Raw genomic sequence first — 21,058 nt, 5'->3', positions numbered from 1 at the left:
GCTGCCCCCGGACCCCGCCGCGGCCCCGAGCGGGCCTCGTTCTCAGACGCCGGACGGGCTGACCAGGTCAGCCTGTCCGGCGTTTTCCGTGACCGGCTCCGGGCGCACCCGGATGTGCCGCAGGCCCAGCGCCGCCAGCGCAGCCGCCCCGAGGAGCAGCAGCGCCCCCGCGACGGCCGCGCCCTGCATCCCGTCGGTGAACGCCTCCCGTGCCGCCGAGGCCAGGGCGTCTCCCGTGCGCCCGGGAAGTCCGGCGGCGACGGACAGCGCGCCGCCCAGGGTCTCCTGCGCCGGAGCGGGGGCGTCCGCGGGGACGGCGTGGCGGTAGAGGGCCGTACCGATGGAGCCGAGGGCGGCCATGCCGAGGGCACCGCCGAACTCGGTGCCGGTCTCCAGCAGTGAGGACGCCGCGCCCGCCTTCTCGACCGGGGTGGAGCCCAGCGCGAGGTCGGTCAGCTGGGACATCACGACGACGATGCCGGCGGCGAGGACGCCGCACGCGGCCAGCACCAGCCACAGGGAGTCCGTACCGGCCAGGGCGAGGAGTCCGTAGCCGCCGGCCGCGACGACGAAACCGGCGGTCACCAGGTACGCGCGCTCGACCCCGCGCTGCACCAGCCGGGCGGCGGCCGGCGCGGCGGCGCCGATGAGCACCGACGGCAGCAGGCTCCACAGCGCGGCCTCCAGCGCGCTCTTGCCCAGGACCGACTGAAGGTACTGGGTGGTGAAGTACGCCGAGCCCATCATCCCGAAGGCCGACAGGGTGTTGAGGACCAGCGCCGGGGTGAAACCGGGCCCGCGGAAGAGGGACGGCGAGATCATCGGCGAGGCCGAGGTGCGCTGGCGGTGCACGAACAGCGCCGCGAACAGCAGGCCGACGGTGATGGAGACGACGTAGCGGACGTGCCAGCCCTCGGAGGGCAGCTCCTTGAGGCCGTAGACCACGGGCAGGACCGCCGCCATCGACAGCGGGACGCTCAGCCAGTCGAAGCGGCCGGGGGAGGGGTTCCTCGACTCGGGGAGCAGCACCGGTCCGAGGACCAGGAGCAGGGCCATCGCGGGCAGGTTGACCAGGAAGACCGAGCCCCACCAGAAGTGCTCCACCAGCACCCCGCTCATCACCGAGCCGAGCGCGATCCCGGCCGTCATCACCCCGGACCACAGTCCGATCGCCTTCGCCCGCTGGGCGGGGTCGGTGAACATCGTGCGGACCAGTGCCATCGTCGACGGCATCAGGGTGGCGCCGCCGATGCCGAGGACCGCGCGGGCTGCGATCAGGGTCTCCGCGGAGTGCGCGTAGGCGGCGAGCAGGGAGGCGGCGCCGAAGGCCACCGCCCCGGCCAGGAGGAGCCTGCGGCGGCCGATGCGGTCGCCCAGCGCCCCCATCGTCATCAGCAGGCCGGCCAGGACGAAGCCGTAGATGTCGAAGATCCACAGCTGCTGGGTCCCGCTCGGGTCCAGGTCGGCGCTGATCTCGGGGATCGCGAAGTAGAGGACCGAGACGTCCATCGAGACGAGCAGCAGCGGAAGCATCAGTACGCCCAGCGCGGTCCACTCGCGGCGGCCGGCCCGGGACGGGTTCGTTGTCATGACGGAGACTGTACGCACGTCTTATACGTCTGTCTAGAACGATTGTTTAAGACGTCCGTATGGGCCGCTGGGTAAGGTGACGGCATGGGACACCGTGAGGATCTGCTCGAAGGCGCCAAGCGCTGCCTGCTGGAGAAGGGCTTCGCGCGCACGACCGCGCGGGACGTCGTCAAGGAGTCGGGGACCAACCTGGCGTCCATCGGCTACCACTACGGCTCCAAGGACGCGCTGCTCGCCCAGGCCTACGTCTCCTTGGTCGAGGGGATGGGTGACGCGTTCGAGGGGGATCGGGCCGCACTCGACGCGACCGCGCCGGGTTCGGCGGAGAGGTTCCAGGTGGTGTGGTCCAACATCATCGCGACCATGCGGGAGCCGGGGTCGATCTGGCGGCTCAGCATGGAGATCCTGGTCATGGGCGACCGGATGCCCGAGGTCCGCGACCATCTGGCGCGGGCCCAGCGGGAGGCCGGGCGCGGCCTCGTCCCGTCGCTCATGGGCGGGCGGGAGGAGGACGTCTCCGACGAGACGGCGGACACGCTCGGCATGTTCTACGTGACCCTGATGACCGGGCTCATCGCGCAGTGGACCTTCGATCCGAAGTCCGCCCCCGAGGCGGAGCAGCTCACCGAGGGCCTGCGCCGGGTGATTGAGGCCGCTACAGGCGCTGCGCCTTGAGCGCCATGTGCAGCAGCAGACGGTCCTCGCCGTCGTCGAGGTCCAGGCCGGTGAGCTGTTCGACACGGGACAGGCGGTAGTACAGCGTCTGGCGGTGGACGCCCAGCTCGGCGGCGGTCCGCCCGGCCTGGCCCGCGCAGTCCAGGTACACCTCGGCGGTGCGGGCGAGTTCGCGGTGGGCGGGGGCCAGCAGCGCACGCACCGCGGGGTCGTCACCGGAGTGCGGGGGCAGCGACGTCAGCAGGCGGAACGCCCCGATCGACGTCCACTGCGCGACCGGCCCGAACCGCGACTCCGCGCGCGCCGCCCGGGCGGCCGCCGACGCCTCCGTCCAGGCCGTGCCCAGGTCCGCGAGACCCGTGCGGGGCGCGGACACACCCGCCGCGGCCCCCGGTGCGGCACCGGCCGGCCCGCCCGAGCCCGCGCCCTGCGGGGTCCCCGCCCGCTCCAGCAGCCGCCCCGCCGCCGCCGTCGCCGGGGTCGGCACATGCGCCGAGCGCAGCCTGACCAGCAAGGCCAGTGACACGGCCGAGGCCCCCCACGGCACCGTGCACAGGGCCGTCGCTCCCGGCACCGTGCGCACCGAGGGTGCGTCGTCCGGGTCGGCCGAGGGCCAGGGAGCCACGCAGACCACCGCGTGCGGGGTGTCCGCCCGGGAGCCCAGCGCGCTGCGCAACTCCGCCACCGCCATGTCCCGCTGCCACTCCCGCTCGGCGGTCAGCACCGCCCGCAGCTCCCGGCTCAGGTCCGCGCCCTGCTGCGCCTCGTCGGCGAGCAGCGCGCCGATCCGGGCCGTGACCCCCATGGCTGCCGTCAGCTGCCGCTCGGACGGGCCCGGCTCGGTGTCCAGGAGCCACACGTAGCCGAGGACCACACCCCGATGGCGTACCGGCAGGCAGGTGCGTCCTCGGTACACCCCGGCCTCGGGGGTGGGCGGGATGCGGACCGGCCCGGTCGCGCGGGTGATGCCGAAGCTCTCGAACCACGCCCGGACCGCGGCGGTGGAGCGCCGGGTGAGGATCGAGCGGGTGCGCACCGGATCCAGGACGGAGGGGTCCAGGTCGCCCTCGCTGTCGTACGCGCCGAAGGCGATCAGCTCGAAGTCGCGGTTCTCCAGGGTCGCCGGCGCGCCCAGCAGCTCGGAGACCTCGTCGACCAGCTCCTGGTAGTCACCACGGGCACCAGCCGGACCTGTGGACCCTCGGGAATCGGACGTCACCCGGACATTCTGCCGCATGCACGCCCGCTCTTCATACATGTGTATGAGATCCGGCGCACGGATGCGTGACAGCTGTCGATGGCCGACGATCGGGAGCATCCTTAGATTTCACGGTGGTTCTCCGTGCCGTTCCCCGTTCCCGGGGTCGCGGCCCCTGTGTTGGTTGGTAAGTGGAGGTGCCCCGTGCTGGGTCCCGTGATTCTCGCCGCGTCGCGCAGCGACCGGATGCGTCGTCTCGTCTCGGCCGCGCCCGTGACGAAGCCGGTCGTCGACCGGTTCATCCCCGGCGAGACGGTCGACCAGATCGTGCCGATCATCCGGGAGCTCACCGATCAGGGCCTGGAACTGACGATGGACGTCGTCGGCGAGGACATCACCACCCCCGCGCAGGCCGAGGCCGCCCGCGACGCCTACCTGGAGCTGATCGACCGGCTCAAGCCGCTCGACCTCGGCACCCGCGCCGAGATGTCCGTGAAGCTCTCGATGTTCGGCCAGGCGCTGGAGGGCGGCCACGAGCTGGCCCTGAAGAACGTCCGCCCGGTCGTCGAGGCCGCCGCCGAGATCGGCACCACGGTCACGCTCGACGCCGAGGACCACACCACCCTCGACTCGATGTTCGCCATCCACGAGGAACTGCGGAAGGACTTCCCGCAGACCGGTTGTGTGATCCAGGCCTACCTCTTCCGCACCGAGGCCGACGCGCGCCGCCTCGCCGACAGCGGCTCTCGCGTACGGTTGGTGAAGGGCGCCTACAAGGAGCCCGCAGAGGTCGCGTACCAGCAGCGCCACGAGATCGACAAGGCGTACGTCCGCATCCTGCGCACGCTGATGGAGGGCGAGGGCTACCCGATGATCGGGTCGCACGACCCGCGTCTGATCGCCATCGGCCAGGAGCTGGCCCGCACCGCCGGGCGCAAGCTCGACGAGTACGAGTTCCAGATGCTGTACGGCATCCGCGGCGACGAGCACCTCCGGCTCGCCGCCGAGGGCCACCGCATGCGTGTGTACACCGCCTACGGCACCGACTGGTACGGCTACTTCATGCGCCGTCTGGCGGAGAAGCCGGCCAACCTCCGGTTCTTCGCCCGCTCGATGGTCACCAAGGGCTGAGCCCACCCGCTCGCAAGACCGCTCAGTTAAAGGAGTTACGGAACCCATGGACGCTGTGACCCAGGTCCCCACCCCCGTCAACGAGCCGGTGCACGGCTACGCCCCCGGTTCGCCCGAGCGCGCCCGTCTGGAGGTCAAGCTCAAGGAGCTGGCCGACAATCCGGTCGACCTGCCCTGCACCATCGGCGGTGTCAAGCGGATGGGCGGCGGTGAGCGCTTCGACGTCGTGCAGCCGCACAACCACAAGTCCCGCCTGGGCACGTACGCGAACGCCACCCAGCAGGACGCCCGGGACGCGATCGACGCCGCCCTGGCCGCCGCCCCCGCCTGGCGCGCGATGTCCTTCGACGACCGCGCCGCGATCATCCTGCGCGCGGCCGAGCTGCTGTCGGGTCCGTGGCGCGAGACCATCGCCGCCTCCACCATGCTCGGCCAGTCCAAGACCGCCCAGCAGGCCGAGATCGACAGCCCCTGCGAGCTGGTCGACTTCTGGCGCTTCAACGTCCACTACGCCCGCAACATCCTGGCCGAGCAGCCCCCGGCCAACTCGCAGGGCGTGTGGAACCGCATGGACCACCGCCCGCTGGAGGGCTTCGTCTACGCGATCACGCCCTTCAACTTCAGCGCGATCGCGGCCAACCTGCCCACCGCCCCCGCCCTGATGGGCAACGTGGTGGTCTGGAAGCCGTCCCCGACCCAGACCCACGCCGCCGTGCTGCTCATGCAGCTCCTGGAGGAGGCCGGGCTGCCCAAGGGCGTCATCAACCTGGTCACCGGCGACGGCATCGCGGTCTCCGAGGTCGCCCTGGAGCACCGGGACCTGGCCGGCATCCACTTCACCGGCTCGACCAAGACCTTCCAGCACCTGTGGAAGACGGTCGGCAACAACATCGAGAAGTACCGCACCTACCCGCGCCTGGTCGGCGAGACCGGCGGCAAGGACTTCCTGGTCGCCCACCCGTCGGCCGACCGCGCCGTGCTCAAGACCGCACTGACCCGCGGCGCCTTCGAGTACCAGGGCCAGAAGTGCAGCGCCACCTCCCGCGCGTACATCCCGGCGTCCATCTGGAACGACGGGTTCAAGGAGGAGTTCGCCGCCGAGGTCGACTACCTCACCATGGGTGACGTCACCGACCTGTCGAACTTCCTCGGCGCCGTCATCGACGAGCGGTCCTTCGCCAAGAACAAGGCCGCCATCGACCGTGCCAAGGCGGACGACACCTGCACGATCGTCGCGGGCGGCTCCTACGACGACTCGGTCGGCTACTTCGTGCGCCCGACCGTCGTGGAGTGCACCGACCCGGAGAACGAGGTCTTCCGCACCGAGTACTTCGGCCCGTTCCTCGCGGTCCACGTGTACGACGACAGCAAGGCCGACGCGTACGACGAGATGCTGACCCAGATGGAGTCGGTGTCGGACTACGCGCTCACCGGGTCCGTCATCTCCAACGACCGCGCGGCGGCGGCGTACACCATGGAGAAGCTGCGCTACGCGGCCGGCAACTTCTACATCAACGACAAGTCGACCGGTGCCGTCGTCGGCCAGCAGCCCTTCGGCGGCGGCCGCGCCTCCGGCACCAACGACAAGGCGGGCGCCCCGCAGAACCTGATGCGCTGGACGCTGACCCGCGCCATCAAGGAGACGCTGGTCGCGCCGACCGACTACACCTACCCGCACATGGGCTGACACCCGCGCGCGAAACGCCCGGCGGGCCAGGTCGACCGACCTGGCCCGCCGGGCGTTTTCGCAGGCCGGGGCGGTGTGAGCGAAGGCACCGTCTCAGATAGTAGGAAGTCCGAGTAATTGTGGAGACAGACGCGGCGCGCTCCCTTAGCTTTGTAGGAGCCGAACGTACCGCTCGATCGAGCGAATGGCGGTCGTGAGCCCGTGCCCCGTGCAGGCAACCCCTGCGGCGCCACGCTCCCCGCCCCTTCCGGCGTCTCTCACCACCCTCGTTTCCGTGCTCCCGTTGTGCCGAAGGAGTCGATTCCCATGGCCGAGACGACCGTCCGCCGCCGAGTCCGTCACCTCTCCCGTACGAGCGACTCCGACCGCAAGAACGCCGCGGCCGCCCTCCAGCGCGCCCTCGACCGCCGGGACAACGGCGGCTCCACCGGGCACTGAGGCCGACGGGCGGCGTCCGCATGCCGGACGCCGCGTGTCATCCCGTGGGACGAGAGGTAGGGTGCCGCTCATGTCGGCAAGTTCTCGCAGCCTCAATCTCGCAGTGATCCCCGGTGACGGCATCGGCCAGGAGGTCGTGGCCGAAGGTCTCAAGGTCCTCTCCGCCGTCCTTCCGCAGGATGTGAAGCTGGAGACCAAGGAGTTCGACTTCGGCGCCCGGCGCTACCACGCCACCGGTGAGACCCTCACCGAAGCCGACCTCGACGCCCTCAAGGCGCACGACGCCATCCTGCTCGGCGCGATCGGCGACCCGTCGGTGCCGTCCGGGGTGCTGGAGCGCGGCTTCCTGCTCAAGCTCCGCTTCGCCTTCGACCACCACGTCAACCTGCGGCCGAGCAAGCTCCTGCCCGGCGTCGCCACCCCGCTCGCCGGACAGCCCGAGATCGACTTCGTCGTCGTCCGGGAGGGCACCGAGGGCCCGTACACGGGCAACGGCGGCACCATCCGCAAGGGCACCGAGCACGAGGTCGCCACCGAGGTCTCCGTCAACACGGCCTACGGCGTCGAGCGCGTCGTCCGCGACGCCTTCGCCCGGGCCCAGGCCCGCCCCCGCAAGAAGCTCACGCTGGTCCACAAGAACAACGTGCTGACCTTCGCGGGCCACCTGTGGACCGACGTCTTCAACAAGGTCGCCGCGGAGTTCCCCGAGGTCACCACCGACTACATCCACGTCGACGCCGCGACCATCTACCTGGTCACCGACCCGGCCCGCTTCGACGTGATCGTCACCGACAACCTGTTCGGCGACATCATCACCGACCTCGCCGCGGCCGTCTCCGGCGGCATCGGCGTCGCCGCCAGCGGGAACATCAACCCGTCCGGCGACTTCCCGTCGATGTTCGAGCCGGTGCACGGCTCCGCGCCCGACATCGCCGGCCAGGGCAAGGCCGACCCCACCGCCACGGTCCTGTCCGTCGCCCTGCTGCTGCGCCACCTCGGCTACGAGGACGAGGCCGTCCGGATCGAGGAAGCCGTCTCCGCCGACCTCGGCGAGCGCGGCGGCCTGCCCGTTCGGAGCACCTCCGAGATCGGCGACGCGCTCGCCGGACGAGTAGCCGGCTGACCCCGGCACGCTCGAAATCCAACCCTTTCGAAGCCGCCGGGTCCGAGAAACAAGGCACCCGGCGGCTTTCTCCTGCGTCCGCCAGGTGCGACCATCGACTCCTGGGCCGCATTCACCCCGTTTCACCCGTCGCGGGCCGCGCGCGATAATCGAACGCGAAGCCGCGATATGAGGGAATGCTCGGACGTCCTAGCACCGGCCACCGGCCGTACGGGCGTGACCGCGGACCGTCACAACCAATACCGGTGAAGGACAGCCACCCATGACGACGCCCACGATCGAGCTCAAGCCCTCCGCCACCCCGCTCTCGGACTCCGAGCGCGCGGCGATCCTGGCCAACCCCGGGTTCGGCCGCCACTTCACCGACCACATGGTGACGATCAAGTGGACCGAGGGCCGCGGCTGGCACGACGGCCAGCTCGTTCCGTACGCCCCGCTCTCCCTCGACCCGGCCACCATGGTGCTGCACTACGCGCAGGAGATCTTCGAGGGTCTCAAGGCCTACCGGCGGCCCGACGGCTCGGTGGCCACCTTCCGTCCGGAGAAGAACGGCGCCCGTTTCCAGGCCTCGTCCCGCCGTCTCGGCATGCCCGAGCTTCCGGTCGACACCTTCATCGAGGCCTGCGACGCGCTGGTCCGCCAGGACGAGAAGTGGGTCCCGGCGCACGGCGGCGAGGAGTCGCTCTACCTGCGCCCCTTCATGATCGCCACCGAGGTCGGCCTGGGCGTCAAGCCGGCCAACGAGTACCTCTTCCTCGTCATCGCCTCCCCGGCCGGCGCCTACTTCCCGGGCGGCGTCAAGCCGGTCTCCATCTGGGTCTCCGAGGACCGGGTCCGCGCCGTCCCCGGCGGCATGGGCGACGCCAAGACCGGCGGCAACTACGCGGCCTCCCTGCTCGCCCAGGCCGAGGCCGCCGCCAAGGGCTGCGACCAGGTCTGCTACCTCGACGCGATCGAGCGCAAGTGGGTCGAGGAGCTGGGCGGCATGAACCTGTACTTCGTCTACGGGAACAAGATCGTCACCCCCACCCTCACCGGTTCCATCCTGGAGGGCGTCACCCGTGACTCCCTGCTCACCGTCGCCCGTGACCTCGGCTACGAGGCCGAGGAGGGCCGCGTCTCGGTCGACCAGTGGCAGCGCGACTCGGAGAACGGCACCCTGACCGAGGTGTTCGCCTGCGGGACCGCGGCCGTGATCACGCCGGTCGGCACGGTCAAGCGCTCCGGCGCCCAGTGGCAGCAGAGCGGCGGCGAGACGGGCGAGGTGACGCAGCGGCTGCGGGACGCGCTGCTGGACATCCAGCGCGGCACCGTCGAGGACACGCACGGGTGGATGCACACCCTGGCCTGACGCACCCCGGGCGGGGGCGGGCCGCGCCGGGGGCCACACCCCCGGCCGCCTGCCCCAGGCCCGCTCCCGGGCGCCCCGGGCCTTCACGGCCTGTGCCCGTGCCCGGCGGCCTCCGGCTCCCCGGGCCAGGCTCGCCTCCGGCTCTCCGGGCCAGGCTCGCCTCCGACGCCCCCGGCCAGGCTCGCCCCGCGCCCTCGGCCCGGGCTCGCCCCGCGTCCTCGGCCTAGGCTCGCCCCGCGCCCTCGGCCCGGGCCCGCCCCGCCCGGCCTAGGCTCGCCCGCCGCCCGACTCGGCCGGACCGGCGGCGGGCGCGGCCACCGGAGTCCCGGGCGCCGTGGGCACGGTGGCGCCCGGCACGGCGATCACGTACACCACCCCGCCCACCAGCCCCGACAGCAGGAAGCTGCAGTCCACCCCGCCGGTGAGGGACAGCAGCGGCCCCTCGTACGACGGCAGGGAGACCGCCAGCACGCCGACCGCCGCGCCCACCGCCCAGGCCGCCGTCGCCGGGACGTTCCAGCCGGACCGGTACCAGTAGATCCCACCTCGCGCCCGGCGGTTGAAGACCTGGAGGGCGTCCGCGTCGTAGATCCCGCGGCAGCGCACCGAGCCGATCATCGTGATGACCGCCCACGGGGTGCCGATCGCCGTCAGCAGCAGCACGAAGGACGTCATCGCCGACTGCGCCTCCCAGGCGTAGTGCCCCGCGAAGACGCAGGCCGTGGCGACGACGGCGACCGCACAGGTGGCGCGGGCGCGGGAGGCGCGCGGCAGGATGGCGTCCAGGTCCAGGCCCATCGAGTACAGCATCAGACCGGCGTTGCCGACCGAGCCGGCCGTGGCGGCCAGCAGCAGCGGGACCAGGTACCAGGTGGGGGAGGCGCCGACCAGCGGACCCGCGTAGTCCAGCGCGGCGCGGGCGGCGTACGCCGTGAAGGTGCCGAAGAGCTGCGGGACCAGCAGGCCGAGGACCAGCCCGAGCCAGGTCGCGTGCAGCACCCGGCGGGAGGAGAAGCGGGCCGGCGAGATGTAGCGGGTGTAGTCGCCGAGCAGGGTGATGAAGGCGATCGGCCCGGACAGTCCGGCGGCCACGACGGCCAGCAGCCACGTCGGCCAGAACCCGTCCAGCAGATATCCGCCCGCCTCCGGCAGCGCGGCGGTGGTGAAGTCGGGGGCGTAGGCGATCACGCCGAGGACCAGCAGTGCGGTCATGCCGTAGGCCAGCACCCGGGACATGGCGAGCAGCACCCGGTAGCCGTAGACCGCGCCCGCGACGGTCGCGGCGGCCAGCAGGCCGTAGACGACGGCGTAGGTCGTGCCGCCCTGCGGGAGGCCGACCAGGCGCCCGAGTACGCCCGCCATCACGTCCCCGCCGATCCACACGGTCAGCGCGGTGTAGCCGAGGGCCAGCAGCAGGCCGACCACCGAGCCGACCAGCCGTCCGCGCACGCCGAACTGGGCGCCCGAGGACGTCGACAGGTTGGTGCCGGTGCGCAGGGAGATCAGGGCCAGCGGGGCCGTGAACAGCGTGCCGACGACCGTTCCCGCGACCACCGCGCTCACCGACGCCCACCAGCCGAGGCCGAAGGACGGCGGCAGCCAGCCGAAGACGATCACGCCCAGGCAGAGGTTGGACCCCAGCAGGATCGACACCAGGTCCCGGGGCACGCTGGTGCGTTCCTCCTCGGGGATGGTGTCGACTCCGCGCTGTTCTATCGGCATGGCTGGTCTCCTTCGACGGCCGCCTGAGAGTTAGAGCGACGTTCAATGTGACGGTTGTCCCGGCTGCTCGTCAACGGTTCTCTTGCACGTACTCCGTGATTAGTGTGAGGTTCACGCTTAGAGTGGTGCTCTAATTCTGGGAAGGCAAGGAGGTGCCGCGTCGTGAGACTGACCCCCACGGAACGTGACCGGCTGCTGCTCTTCGGGGCGGCCGAGCTGGCCCGGGCCCGCCGGGCCCGCGGGCTGCGGCTGAACGTGCCGGAGGCGACCGCGCTGATCGCGGACACCGTGTGCGAGGCGGCCCGCGACGGAGCGCGGCTCGCCGAAGCCATCGAGCGCGCCCGGTCCGTGCTCGGCCCGGACGACGTCCTGCCCGGCGTCGCGGACGTGGTCACCGAGGTGCACGTGGAGGCCGTCTTCGACGACGGCTCGCGGCTGGCCGTCGTCTCCGACCCCGTCGGGGGCGGCGGCCTCGGCGCCGACGCCCCCGGTGTCCTGCTGCCGGGGGAGGACCACGCCGAGCCCGAGGCGGCGCTGCGGCTCCCGGTCGTCAACACCGCGACCGTGCCCGTCTCCGTGACCTCGCACTTCCACTTCTTCGAGACCAACCCGCGGCTGGACTTCGACCGCGAGCGGGCCTACGGCATGCGCCTCGCCGTCCCGGCCGGGTCCTCGGTCCGCTTCGGCCCCGGCGAACACGCCGAGGTGGGTCTCGTGCCGATCGGCGGTGCGCGCGTCGCCATCGGGTTCGCGGGGCTGGTGGACGGACCACTGGACGCGCCGGGCGCGAAACAGGAGGCACTGCGCCGGGCCTTCGCCTGCGGATACCTCGGAGTCACCGGAGAGGAGACAGAGCGATGAGCCGCCCCGGAGGGCACCCCGCCGAGGCCCGCCGCCTCAGCCCGTACGAGTACGCCGCCACCCACGGCCCCCGCGCCGGGGACCGGCTCCGCCTCGGCGACTCCGGGCTGGTGATCCGCGTCGAGTCCGACGCGCAGCGCCACGGCGACGAGTTCCTCGCCGGGTTCGGCAAGACCGCCCGCGACGGACTGCACCTCAAGGCCGCCGCCGTCCGCGAGACCTGCGACGTCGTCATCAGCAACGTCGTCGTCATCGACGCGGTGCAGGGCATCCGCAAGGTGTCGATCGGCATCCGCGAGGGGCGCATCCACGCCATCGGCCGGGCCGGGAACCCCGACACCCTCGACGGTGTCGACGTCGTGGTCGGCACCGGCACCTCGATCGTGTCCGGCGAGGGGCTCATCGCCACCGCCGGAGCCGTGGACACCCACGTCCACCTGCTCTCCCCGCGCATCATGGAGGCGTCGCTGGCCTCCGGCGTGACGACGGTCATCGGGCAGGAGTTCGGCCCGGTCTGGGGCGTCGGCGTCAACTCCCCCTGGGCGCTGAAGCACGCCTTCGGTGCCTTCGACGCCTGGCCGGTCAACATCGGCTTCCTGGGCCGGGGCTCCTCGTCCCACGAGGCCCCGCTGATCGAGGCGCTGGCCGAGGGCGGGGCGTCCGGGTTCAAGGTGCACGAGGACATGGGCGCCCACACCCGCGCCCTGGACACCGCGCTGCGCGTCGCCGAGGAGCACGACGTCCAGGTCGCCCTGCACAGCGACGGCCTGAACGAGTGCCTCTCGGTGGAGGACACCCTCCGCGTCCTGGAGGGCCGCACCATCCACGCCTTCCACATCGAGGGCTGCGGCGGCGGACACGTCCCCAACGTGCTGAAGATGGCCGGCGTCCCCAACGTCATCGGCTCCTCCACCAACCCCACGCTGCCCTTCGGCCGGGACGCGGTCGCCGAGCACTACGGCATGATCGTCTCCGTCCACGACCTCAAGACCGACCTGCCGGGCGACGCCGCCATGGCCCGCGACCGCATCCGCTCCGGGACCATGGGCGCCGAGGACGTGCTGCACGACCTGGGCGCCATCGGCATCACCTCCTCCGACGCGCAGGGCATGGGCCGCGCCGGGGAGACCGTCCGCCGCACCTTCGCCATGGCCGGCAAGATGAAGGCGCAGTTCGGCGCGGACGGGGACGACGACAACGACCGCGTCCTGCGCTACATGGCGAAGCTGACCATCAACCCCGCCATCGCCCACGGTCTCGCCCACGAGGTCGGCTCCATCGAGGTCGGCAAGCTCGCCGACATCGTGCTGTGGCGCCCGGACCACTTCGGCGCCAAGCCGCAGCTCGTCCTCAAGTCGGGCTTCCCGGCGTACGGCGTGGTCGGCGACCCGAACGCGGCCACCGACACCTGCGAACCCCTCGTCCTCGGCCCCCAGTTCGGCGCGCACGGCGCCACGCCCGCCGAGATATCGGTGGCCTTCGTCGCGCAGGCCGCCCTCGACCAGGGCGGCGACACCATGCCCACCCGCCGCCGCCGGGTCGCCGTGCGCGGCACCCGCGGCATCGGCCCGGCCGACCTGCGGCTGAACTCCCGCACCGGCGCGGTCGACGTCGACCAGCGCACCGGTCTGGTCACTCTCGACGGCGACCCGCTGCGCTCCGACCCCGCCGAGTCGGTCTCCCTCAACCGCCTCTACTTCCTCTGACCCCCTGGGACGCCTCCATGACCTTCCGCATGCCCCCCGAGTGGGCCCCGCACGAACGCACCTGGATGGCCTGGCCCGGCCCCAACGCGACGTTCACCGACGACGAGGAGCTGGCCGGGGCCCGTGCGGCCTGGGCGTCCGTCGCCCGCGCGGTGCGCCGCTTCGAACCGGTGACGATGGTGCACGGGCCCGGCCAGGGCGACAGCGCGCGCGAACTGCTCGGCCCGGACGTCGAGCTGGTGGAGCGCGAGCTGGACGACGCCTGGATGCGGGACATCGGTCCGACCTTCGTGACGGACGGGCGGGGCGGGCTCGCCGCCGTGGACTGGGTGTTCAACGGCTGGGGCGCCCAGGACTGGGCCCGCTGGGAGCACGACTCCAAGATCGCCCGCCACGTCGCCGACCTCGCCACCGCCTCCGTACTGAGCAGCACGCTCGTCAACGAGGGCGGCGCGATCCACGTCGACGGCGAGGGCACGGTCCTGCTGACCGACACCGTCCAGCTCGGCTCCGGCCGCAACCCCGGCTGGACCCGCGAGCAGGTCGAGGCGGAGATCCACGCCAAGCTCGGCACCACCAAGGCGATCTGGCTCCCGCACGGCCTGAGCGGCGACTACGGCAGGTACGGCACCCAGGGCCACGTCGACATCGTCGCGGCGTTCGCCCGGCCGGGCACCGTCGTCGTGCACAGCCAGCGCGACCCGCGCCACCCCGACCACGCCCGCTCCCGCACGTACCTGGAGATCCTGCGCGGCGAGACCGACGCCAGGGGCCGCCGCCTGGAGGTCGTCGAGGTGCCCGCCCCGACGGTCCTCAAGGACGAGGAGGGCGACTGGGTCGACTACTCGTACATCAACCACTACCTGTGCAACAACGGCGTCGTCCTGTGCGCCTTCGGCGACCCGAACGACGAACTCGCGGCGGGCATCTTCCGCCGCCTCCACCCGGGCCGCACGGTGACCCTGGTGGACGCGCGTACGATCTTCGCGGGTGGCGGGGGCATCCACTGCATCACGCAGCAGCAGCCGAGGACGTAGGAGCAGCAGATGGCCGGTGGTGGGCGCAGGCAGGCCCCGCCGCGGGAGGACGTGCTGGCCGCCGCCATGGAGATGATCGCCGAGCGCGGCCTGGAGAAGCTCACCATGGCGGCGCTCGGCCGCGAGGTCGGCATGAGCAGCGGCCACCTCCTGTACTACTTCGGCTCCAAGGACGAGCTGCTGCTGCGCACCCTGGAGTGGAGCGAGGGCCGCCTCGGCGCCGAGCGCGGCCGGCTGCTCACCCGGCCCGGCACCGCCGCGGCCCGCCTCGGCGCCTACGTCGAGCTGTACGTCCCCGACGGCCACCGCGACCCGCACTGGACGCTGTGGCTGGAGGTCTGGAACCGGTCGCAGAACGCCCCGGAGGCGGCCCGCGACCGGCAGGCGGCCATCGAGGGGGCCTGGCACCGCGACCTGGTCGCCCTGCTGGCCGAGGGCATCTCCCGCGGCGAGTTCCGTCCCGTGGACCCCGACCGCTTCGCGTCCCGGCTGCGGGCCCTCCTCGACGGCTTCGCCATCCACGTGGCGATCGGCCTGCGCGGCACGGACCGCGAGCAGGTGCTCGGCCACGTACGGGAGTTCCTCGCCGACGGACTCCTCGCGCCGTCCTGATCCGGACGCCCGTCGCCCGCATCCTGAGACGGGCTGTGGACGGCGGGAGGGATGTGCCAGACTTCCCCCGTGCTCTCGTTCGCCATGATTATTGGCAGCAGGCGCGCCGGTCCGCAGTGACCACCACGTACGACCAGGTACGGGTGGACACCGTCGTCCTCGACCCGCGCGCAGACCTCTCGCACCCGCGAGGGGTTTTTCGTTTTCCTGGACCCACCCCGAGCCGGGAAGAGAGCGCGAGGGATCATAGACGGACGGTGGAACCGGTCATTCCGGTAGACCGAGATCCCCAACAGGAGCCTTCAGATCATGACCGCAACCAGCGAACTCGACGATTCGTTCCACGTCTTCGACACCACCCTGCGCGACGGCGCGCAGCGCGAGGGCATCAACCTCACGGTCGCGGACAAGCTGGCCATCGCACGGCACCTGGACGACTTCGGTGTGGGCTTCATCGAGGGCGGCTGGCCCGGCGCCAACCCGCGGGACACCGAGTTCTTCGCCCGCGCCCGGCAGGAGATCGACTTCCGCCACGCCCAGCTGGTCGCCTTCGGCTCCACCCGCCGCGCCGGCGCGACCGCCGCCGAGGACCACCAGGTCAAGGCGCTGCTCGAGTCCGGCGCCGAGGTGATCACCCTGGTCGCCAAGTCGCACGACCGGCACGTCGAGCTGGCGCTGCGCACCACGCTGGACGAGAACCTCGCGATGGTCGCCGACACGGTCTCCCACCTCAAGGCGCAGGGCCGCCGGGTCTTCGTCGACTGCGAGCACTTCTTCGACGGCTACCGCGCCAATCCCGAGTACGCGAAGTCCGTCGTGCGCACCGCCTCCGAGGCCGGCGCCGACGTCGTCATCCTGTGCGACACCAACGGCGGCATGCTCCCGGCGCAGGTGCAGGCCGTGGTCGCCACGGTGCTCGCCGACACCGGCGCCCGGCTCGGCATCCACGCCCAGGACGACACCGGCTGCGCGGTCGCCAACACCCTCGCCGCCGTGGACGCGGGCGCGACCCACGTCCAGTGCACGGCCAACGGCTACGGCGAGCGGGTGGGCAACGCCAACCTGTTCCCGGTCGTGGCCGCGCTGGAGCTGAAGTACGGCAAGCGGGTCCTGCCCGAGGGCCGGCTGCGGGAGATGACCCGCATCTCGCACGCCGTCGCCGAGGTCGTCAACCTCACCCCCTCCACCCACCAGCCCTACGTCGGCGTCTCCGCCTTCGCCCACAAGGCCGGCCTGCACGCCTCCGCGATCAAGGTCGACCCGGACCTCTACCAGCACATCGACCCCGAACTGGTCGGCAACACCATGCGGATGCTGGTCTCCGACATGGCCGGGCGGGCCTCCATCGAGCTGAAGGGCAAGGAACTCGGCATCGACCTCGGCGGTGACCGGGAGCTGGTCGGCCGGGTCGTGGAGCGGGTCAAGGAGCGCGAGCTGGCGGGCTACACCTACGAGGCCGCCGACGCCAGCTTCGAGCTGCTGCTGCGCGCCGAGGCCGAGGGCAGGCCGCTGAAGTACTTCGAGGTCGAGTCCTGGCGCGCGATCACCGAGGACCGCCCCGACGGCAGCCACGCCAACGAGGCCACGGTCAAGCTCTGGGCCAAGGGCGAGCGCATCGTCGCCACCGCCGAGGGCAACGGCCCGGTCAACGCCCTGGACCGGTCCCTGCGCGTCGCCCTGGAGAAGATCTACCCGGAGCTGGCCAAGCTCGACCTGGTCGACTACAAGGTCCGCATCCTGGAGGGCGTGCACGGCACCCAGTCCACGACCAGGGTCCTCATCTCCACGTCGGACGGCACGGGGGAGTGGGCCACGGTGGGCGTCGCGGAGAACGTCATCGCCGCCTCGTGGCAGGCCCTGGAGGACGCCTACACGTACGGGCTGCTGCGGGCGGGGGTCACCCCGGCCGAGTGAGCGGCCGCGGCCCTTTCGATATCTCTGCGCTTTATGTCTGATCGATGCCCATTCGGGTACGCCACACGTATGAAGGACGTTCGACCGCAAGTCCTCATACGCCTCCTGATCGCGCCGGTCGTCGCCGCGCTCGCGCTGCTGATGACCGGTGCGCCGGGCGCACAGGCGCAGACCGACGTCTCCGAGATCGGCGCGGCCCTGCGCGAGAGTCCCGTGTACGTGGACCCGGCCGCCACCGACCTGCTGTCGCGGTCGGACGCGGACGCGCTCGCCGACAAGATCGAGGACGCGGGCGAACCCGTCTTCGTCGCGGTCCTCCCGGAGGGCTACCCGACCGGGAACCTCTTCCAGAACCTCCGCACCGAGACCGGCATCACCGGTCTGTACGGCGTCCGCCTGGGCGACCGCTTCGACGCCCGCGCCGACAGCAGCGTGCTGAGCCGCCAGGGCGTGCAGAACCTGGTCACCGCGGTCCAGGGCGCGGGCGATCCCAAGGCCCAGCTCAACGACTTCGTCGACGACGCGCTGCGCAGCGTGCGCGGCTCCGCCCCCTCGTCCTGGGACTCCGGCGGTGCCTCCGCGCCCACCGGCGCCCTGATCACCGCCGGTGCGGTGGTGGTCGTCGGCGGCGCGGGCGTCTACGCGCTCTCCCGGCGCAACCGGCACCGCCGCGAGGCGGAACAGCGGGAGGCACTGGAGCGGCTGAGGGTGGTGGTCGACGAGGACATCACGGCGTTCGGCGAAGAGCTGGACCGCCTGGACTTCCACCCGGCGGAACCCGGTGCCGACGACGCGATGCGGGCCGACTACGAACGTGCCCTCGACGCCTACGAGCAGGCCAAGACGTACATGGCGAACGCCCGCAGACCGGAGGACGTGCGGGCCGTCACCCAGGCGGTGGAGGACGGCCGCTTCTCGCTCACCCGGCTCGCCGCCCGCCGCGAGGGCAGGGCGCTGCCCGAACGCCGGCCACCCTGCTTCTTCGACCCGCGCCACGGCCCGTCGGTCGCCGACGCCACCTGGACCCCGCCGGGCGGCGTCACCCGTGAGGTCCCGGTCTGCGCGGCCGACCGGGCCCGGCTGGCCGACGGACGGGACCCGATGATCCGCGAGGTGGACACCGAGTACGGCCGCCGCCCCTACTGGGACGCGGGCCCCGCCTACGGCCCCTGGGCGGGCGGCTACTTCGGCGGCGGCATCCTGCCCGGCCTGCTGGTCGGCACCATGCTGGGCGGCTTGATGGCGGGCCCCGCCTACGGAGCGGGCTACGGCACCGGGTACGGCGACTTCGGCGGCTACGAGGGCGGTGACGTCTCGGGCGGCGACTTCGACCCCGGCGACTTCGGCGGCGGCTTCGGCGGCGGTGACTTCGGCGGTGGAGGCGGGTTCGGCGGGGGCGGCGGTGACTTCGGCGGCGGCTTCTGACGCCCTGGCCCCCGGGCTCGCGGCGGGCGTGCTCGCGGCGGCTTGCCCGCGGCGTGCCGGCGTCGGGCGTCAGCGCCTGACCTCCGTCGGCCTCGCGGCAGCCTGAGGTCGATGCCGGAGGCCGGAGCGCGCGTGCCACCGCCGTGTCCGATCCGCTCCGTCCCGGCGCCGGACGACGACCACGGCGACGAGGCACACGGCGAGGCCGACGGCGGTCTGGGGACCGAAGGGCTCGCCGAACATCAGGGCGCCCCACACGGCCGTGACCGGCGCCATGAGGAACATGAGGGTGTTGACCTCGGTGATGCCGGAGCGGCGCAGGATCAGCCAGTAGAGCCCGTAGCCGCCGAAGGTGGGCAGCACCACCAGCCAGGCGGTCGCCAGCCAGAACGAGGAGTCGGCGGGCGGCGCCGCGGTCCCGGTACCGGCGGCCAGGGCCGAGAAGAGGACCGCGCTGGTCGCACAGTGGATCGTCAGCGACACCCGGGGCGGCACCGGCGCGCGTGAGCGGCCCTCCAGGAAGGTGGCCGCCACCAGCGACAGCATGCCGAAGAAGGGCACGAAGTACGCCCACCAGGGCACGTCCGCCCCCGCCGCCCCGGCGTCGGCCAAGGTGACCGTGGCGACGCCGGCCAGTCCCAGCCAGAGCCCCAGCCACTGCCGGCGCGAGACGTACTGCCGCAGCAGCGGCCCGGCGAGCGCGCCGGCCACGAGGGGCTGGACGCCGTCGATCAGGGCGGTGGTGCCACTGGAGACGCCGAGCTGGATGGCGTAGTAGACGCTGAGCAGGTAGCCGCTCTGCGACAGCGCTCCGACGGCGACCTGCCGGCCGGCGGCCCGGGGCGTCAGGCCGCGCCACGCCGACCGGGAGAAGGCGGCGGCGGCCGCCAGGAGCACGGCGAGCGGCAGGAAGCGCCACATCAGCAGCGTGCTCGCGTCGGCGGTCCCCGCGCCCAGCTTGGCGCCGATGAAGCCGGAGCTCCAGCACAGAACGAAGGCGACCGAGAGCAAGGCGTTCATGTCGACCACATCCAGGAAGTCCGTAGTCCGCAATCCGCAGTAGACAGATCGGTTTACTTGTGCGGAGTGCCCACTATACAGACCGGTATACTTGCTGGCATGGGTCCAGAAGAGACACCGCACCGCGTCCGGATGACGCCCGGCGCCCGGCGGGTGCTGGAGGCCGCCGAGCGGCTGTTCTACGCGCACGGCATCCACGCCGTGGGCGTCGACCTCGTCGCCGCCGAGGCGGGGGTGACCAAGAAGACGCTGTACGACCGGTTCGGCTCCAAGGAGCAGATCGTCGTGGAGTACCTGGCCGGACGCGACGAGCGCTGGCGCGCGTTGCTCGCGGACCGGCTCGGCGCGGTCGCGGAGCAGGGGCCGGCCGCCCGGATCCTGGAGGTGTTCGAGGCCTCGCGCGTATGGGCGGAGGTCCACGGGCGCAGGGGGTGCGGCATGATCAACGCGCACGCGGAGATCAGCGACCCGGCCCACCCGGCGTACCCGGTCATCACGGGGCAGAAGCGGTGGATGCTCGCCCTGTTCACCCGCCTCGCCGGAGAGTTCGACCCGGCCGGCGCGCAGCGCCTCGGGGGCGCGCTGATGCTGCTGCACGAGGGCGCCCTGGTGTCGTACGGGCTGGGTGTCCTGCCCGACCCCTTCGGCCAGGCACTGGGCCGGGCGCGGGAGCTGCTGGGCGGGTGAGGCGGGCGGCGACCGCCAGGGGTGCGCGCCGCATCGCCGACGGGCACACAACGGCGGTGCGGGCCGAGGCGGACGCGATCTCGTCCCGGCGGACCGTTCGATCGCCCGGCGCAGCGCCGTCTGCCGCATGACGAGCCGGCCCGGACGCCGCATCCGGGTCCGGGCCGCCGCCGAGGTGGGGTTCGCCGCCGAGGGGGTGTGGTGCGTCAGGCCTGCCTGATCGCCGAGATGTCGAAGTTCAGCTTGATCTTGTCGGAGACCAGCACGCCGCCCGTCTCCAGGGCCGCGTTCCAGGTGAGGCCCCACTCCGAGCGCTTGATCTCCGCCTTGCCCTCGAAGCCGACGCGCTCGTTGCCGAACGGGTCCTTGGCCGCGCCGTTGAACTCCAGGTCGATGGTGAGCGGCCTGGTCGTGCCGAGGATCGACAGGTCACCGGTGATGCGGTAGTCGTCGCCGCCCAGGGATTCCGCCTTGGTGGAGCGGAAGGTCATCGTCGGGTGTTCGCCCGTGTTGAAGAAGTCCGCGCTCCTGAGGTGCCCGTCGCGGTCGGGGGAGCCCGTGTCGATGCTGTCCATGGTGATGTCCAGGGACGCGGTGGAGCGGGACGGGTCGGCGCCGTCCAGGTGCAGCGTGCCGGTGAAGTCCAGGAACTTGCCCTTGACGTTGGTGACCATGGCGTGGCGGGCCGTGAAACCGATCGTCGTGTGGGCGGGGTCGACGGTGTAGTCGCCGGTCAGCGTGGAGAGGTCGGCGGTCGCGGTCATGGTGTCCTCCGGAGAAGGTCTTGATGTTGAATGTTCAACCAGTTCAACGAGCACGACTCTAGGGCTATTCCGTCAAACCATCAACCACTTCGCCCGAACGTGTCGCGGTGCCGTTCC

Annotated in this window: 18 protein-coding genes; 13 read left to right on the top strand and 5 right to left on the bottom strand. The window is 72.0% G+C overall.

Annotated elements, in window-relative coordinates; translation table 11 throughout:
* Positions 1 to 42: 42 nt before the first annotated feature.
* A complete protein-coding gene (locus ACIBCJ_RS29775) occupies positions 43 to 1,590 on the bottom strand; it encodes an MFS transporter (protein WP_365981160.1) in 1,548 nt (515 codons plus the stop codon).
* Positions 1,591 to 1,674: 84 nt separating this feature from the next.
* Between ACIBCJ_RS29775 and ACIBCJ_RS29770 the strand changes: the two genes are divergently transcribed.
* Positions 1,675 to 2,265, top strand: coding sequence for a TetR/AcrR family transcriptional regulator (locus ACIBCJ_RS29770; RefSeq protein ID WP_362102500.1), 591 nt, complete (start codon positions 1,675 to 1,677; stop codon positions 2,263 to 2,265).
* Here ACIBCJ_RS29770 and ACIBCJ_RS29765 read toward each other — a convergent pair.
* On the bottom strand, positions 2,246 to 3,502 hold the full coding sequence (locus ACIBCJ_RS29765) for a helix-turn-helix domain-containing protein (RefSeq protein WP_365981159.1): 1,257 nt from the start codon (positions 3,500 to 3,502) through the stop codon (positions 2,246 to 2,248). The two genes, ACIBCJ_RS29770 and ACIBCJ_RS29765, sit on opposite strands and share 20 nt — an antisense overlap.
* Before the next feature lie 165 nt (positions 3,503 to 3,667).
* Between ACIBCJ_RS29765 and ACIBCJ_RS29760 the strand changes: the two genes are divergently transcribed.
* The 5 genes from ACIBCJ_RS29760 to ACIBCJ_RS29740 all read left to right on the top strand — a co-directional run bounded on the left by ACIBCJ_RS29760 (position 3,668) and on the right by ACIBCJ_RS29740 (position 9,193).
* Positions 3,668 to 4,594, top strand: coding sequence for a proline dehydrogenase family protein (locus ACIBCJ_RS29760; protein ID WP_362102494.1), 927 nt, complete (start codon positions 3,668 to 3,670; stop codon positions 4,592 to 4,594).
* A 46-nt stretch (positions 4,595 to 4,640) separates the two neighbouring features.
* The gene (gene pruA / locus ACIBCJ_RS29755) at positions 4,641 to 6,281 is read left to right on the top strand and encodes an L-glutamate gamma-semialdehyde dehydrogenase (protein WP_362512760.1); all 1,641 of its coding nucleotides are present in this window, start codon (positions 4,641 to 4,643) and stop codon (positions 6,279 to 6,281) included.
* 306 nt (positions 6,282 to 6,587) lie between these two features.
* Positions 6,588 to 6,719: a hypothetical protein gene (locus tag ACIBCJ_RS29750; protein WP_302185845.1), complete on the top strand. Its 132-nt coding sequence runs from the start codon at positions 6,588 to 6,590 to the stop codon at positions 6,717 to 6,719.
* 70 nt (positions 6,720 to 6,789) lie between these two features.
* The gene (locus ACIBCJ_RS29745; protein WP_365981158.1) at positions 6,790 to 7,842 is read left to right on the top strand and encodes a 3-isopropylmalate dehydrogenase; all 1,053 of its coding nucleotides are present in this window, start codon (positions 6,790 to 6,792) and stop codon (positions 7,840 to 7,842) included.
* 262 nt (positions 7,843 to 8,104) lie between these two features.
* Positions 8,105 to 9,193 carry a branched-chain amino acid aminotransferase gene (locus ACIBCJ_RS29740; RefSeq protein WP_362102483.1) on the top strand — a complete coding sequence of 363 codons (1,089 nt, stop codon included), beginning with the start codon at positions 8,105 to 8,107 and terminating at the stop codon, positions 9,191 to 9,193.
* A 267-nt stretch (positions 9,194 to 9,460) separates the two neighbouring features.
* On the opposite strand, the gene ACIBCJ_RS29735 is transcribed toward ACIBCJ_RS29740, so the two are convergent.
* Complete coding sequence (locus ACIBCJ_RS29735) at positions 9,461 to 10,915, bottom strand: cytosine permease (protein WP_365981157.1); 1,455 nt, start codon at positions 10,913 to 10,915, stop codon at positions 9,461 to 9,463.
* Between the two features lie 162 nt (positions 10,916 to 11,077).
* Here ACIBCJ_RS29735 and ureA point away from each other — a divergent pair, with 162 nt between their 5' ends.
* From ureA to ACIBCJ_RS29705, 6 genes are all read left to right on the top strand, one after another.
* Positions 11,078 to 11,776 (top strand): urease subunit gamma, encoded by a 699-nt coding sequence (gene ureA / locus ACIBCJ_RS29730; RefSeq protein WP_362508536.1) that lies wholly within the window; start codon positions 11,078 to 11,080, stop codon positions 11,774 to 11,776.
* The gene (locus ACIBCJ_RS29725; RefSeq protein ID WP_362508539.1) at positions 11,773 to 13,482 is read left to right on the top strand and encodes an urease subunit alpha; all 1,710 of its coding nucleotides are present in this window, start codon (positions 11,773 to 11,775) and stop codon (positions 13,480 to 13,482) included. The genes ureA and ACIBCJ_RS29725 overlap by 4 nt, the downstream gene beginning before the upstream one ends.
* A gap of 17 nt (positions 13,483 to 13,499) precedes the next feature.
* On the top strand, positions 13,500 to 14,519 hold the full coding sequence (locus tag ACIBCJ_RS29720; RefSeq protein WP_362508542.1) for an agmatine deiminase family protein: 1,020 nt from the start codon (positions 13,500 to 13,502) through the stop codon (positions 14,517 to 14,519).
* 9 nt (positions 14,520 to 14,528) lie between these two features.
* Positions 14,529 to 15,131: a TetR/AcrR family transcriptional regulator gene (locus tag ACIBCJ_RS29715; RefSeq protein WP_362102470.1), complete on the top strand. Its 603-nt coding sequence runs from the start codon at positions 14,529 to 14,531 to the stop codon at positions 15,129 to 15,131.
* A 309-nt stretch (positions 15,132 to 15,440) separates the two neighbouring features.
* Positions 15,441 to 17,045 (top strand): citramalate synthase, encoded by a 1,605-nt coding sequence (gene cimA, locus ACIBCJ_RS29710; RefSeq protein WP_362508545.1) that lies wholly within the window; start codon positions 15,441 to 15,443, stop codon positions 17,043 to 17,045.
* Between the two features lie 69 nt (positions 17,046 to 17,114).
* Entirely contained in the window at positions 17,115 to 18,470 is a 1,356-nt protein-coding gene (locus ACIBCJ_RS29705) for a hypothetical protein (protein WP_365981156.1), read from the top strand.
* A 69-nt stretch (positions 18,471 to 18,539) separates the two neighbouring features.
* Here the strand turns inward: ACIBCJ_RS29705 and ACIBCJ_RS29700 are convergent, their stop codons facing one another.
* Positions 18,540 to 19,490 (bottom strand): DMT family transporter, encoded by a 951-nt coding sequence (locus ACIBCJ_RS29700; RefSeq protein ID WP_365981155.1) that lies wholly within the window; start codon positions 19,488 to 19,490, stop codon positions 18,540 to 18,542.
* Positions 19,491 to 19,589: 99 nt separating this feature from the next.
* On the opposite strand from ACIBCJ_RS29700, the gene ACIBCJ_RS29695 reads away from it, so the two are divergent.
* Positions 19,590 to 20,177: a helix-turn-helix domain-containing protein gene (locus ACIBCJ_RS29695; protein WP_365981154.1), complete on the top strand. Its 588-nt coding sequence runs from the start codon at positions 19,590 to 19,592 to the stop codon at positions 20,175 to 20,177.
* Positions 20,178 to 20,383: 206 nt separating this feature from the next.
* Here ACIBCJ_RS29695 and ACIBCJ_RS29690 read toward each other — a convergent pair whose 3' ends face one another.
* On the bottom strand, positions 20,384 to 20,941 hold the full coding sequence (locus ACIBCJ_RS29690) for a YceI family protein (RefSeq protein WP_362102455.1): 558 nt from the start codon (positions 20,939 to 20,941) through the stop codon (positions 20,384 to 20,386).
* Positions 20,942 to 21,058 lie beyond the last annotated feature (117 nt).

Source organism: Streptomyces sp. NPDC051136 (assembly GCF_044455745.1).
GTDB lineage: Bacteria > Actinomycetota > Actinomycetes > Streptomycetales > Streptomycetaceae > Streptomyces.
Note: the sequence above shows the minus strand (reverse complement) of the source record. Positions and strands in the feature narration are given on the sequence as shown.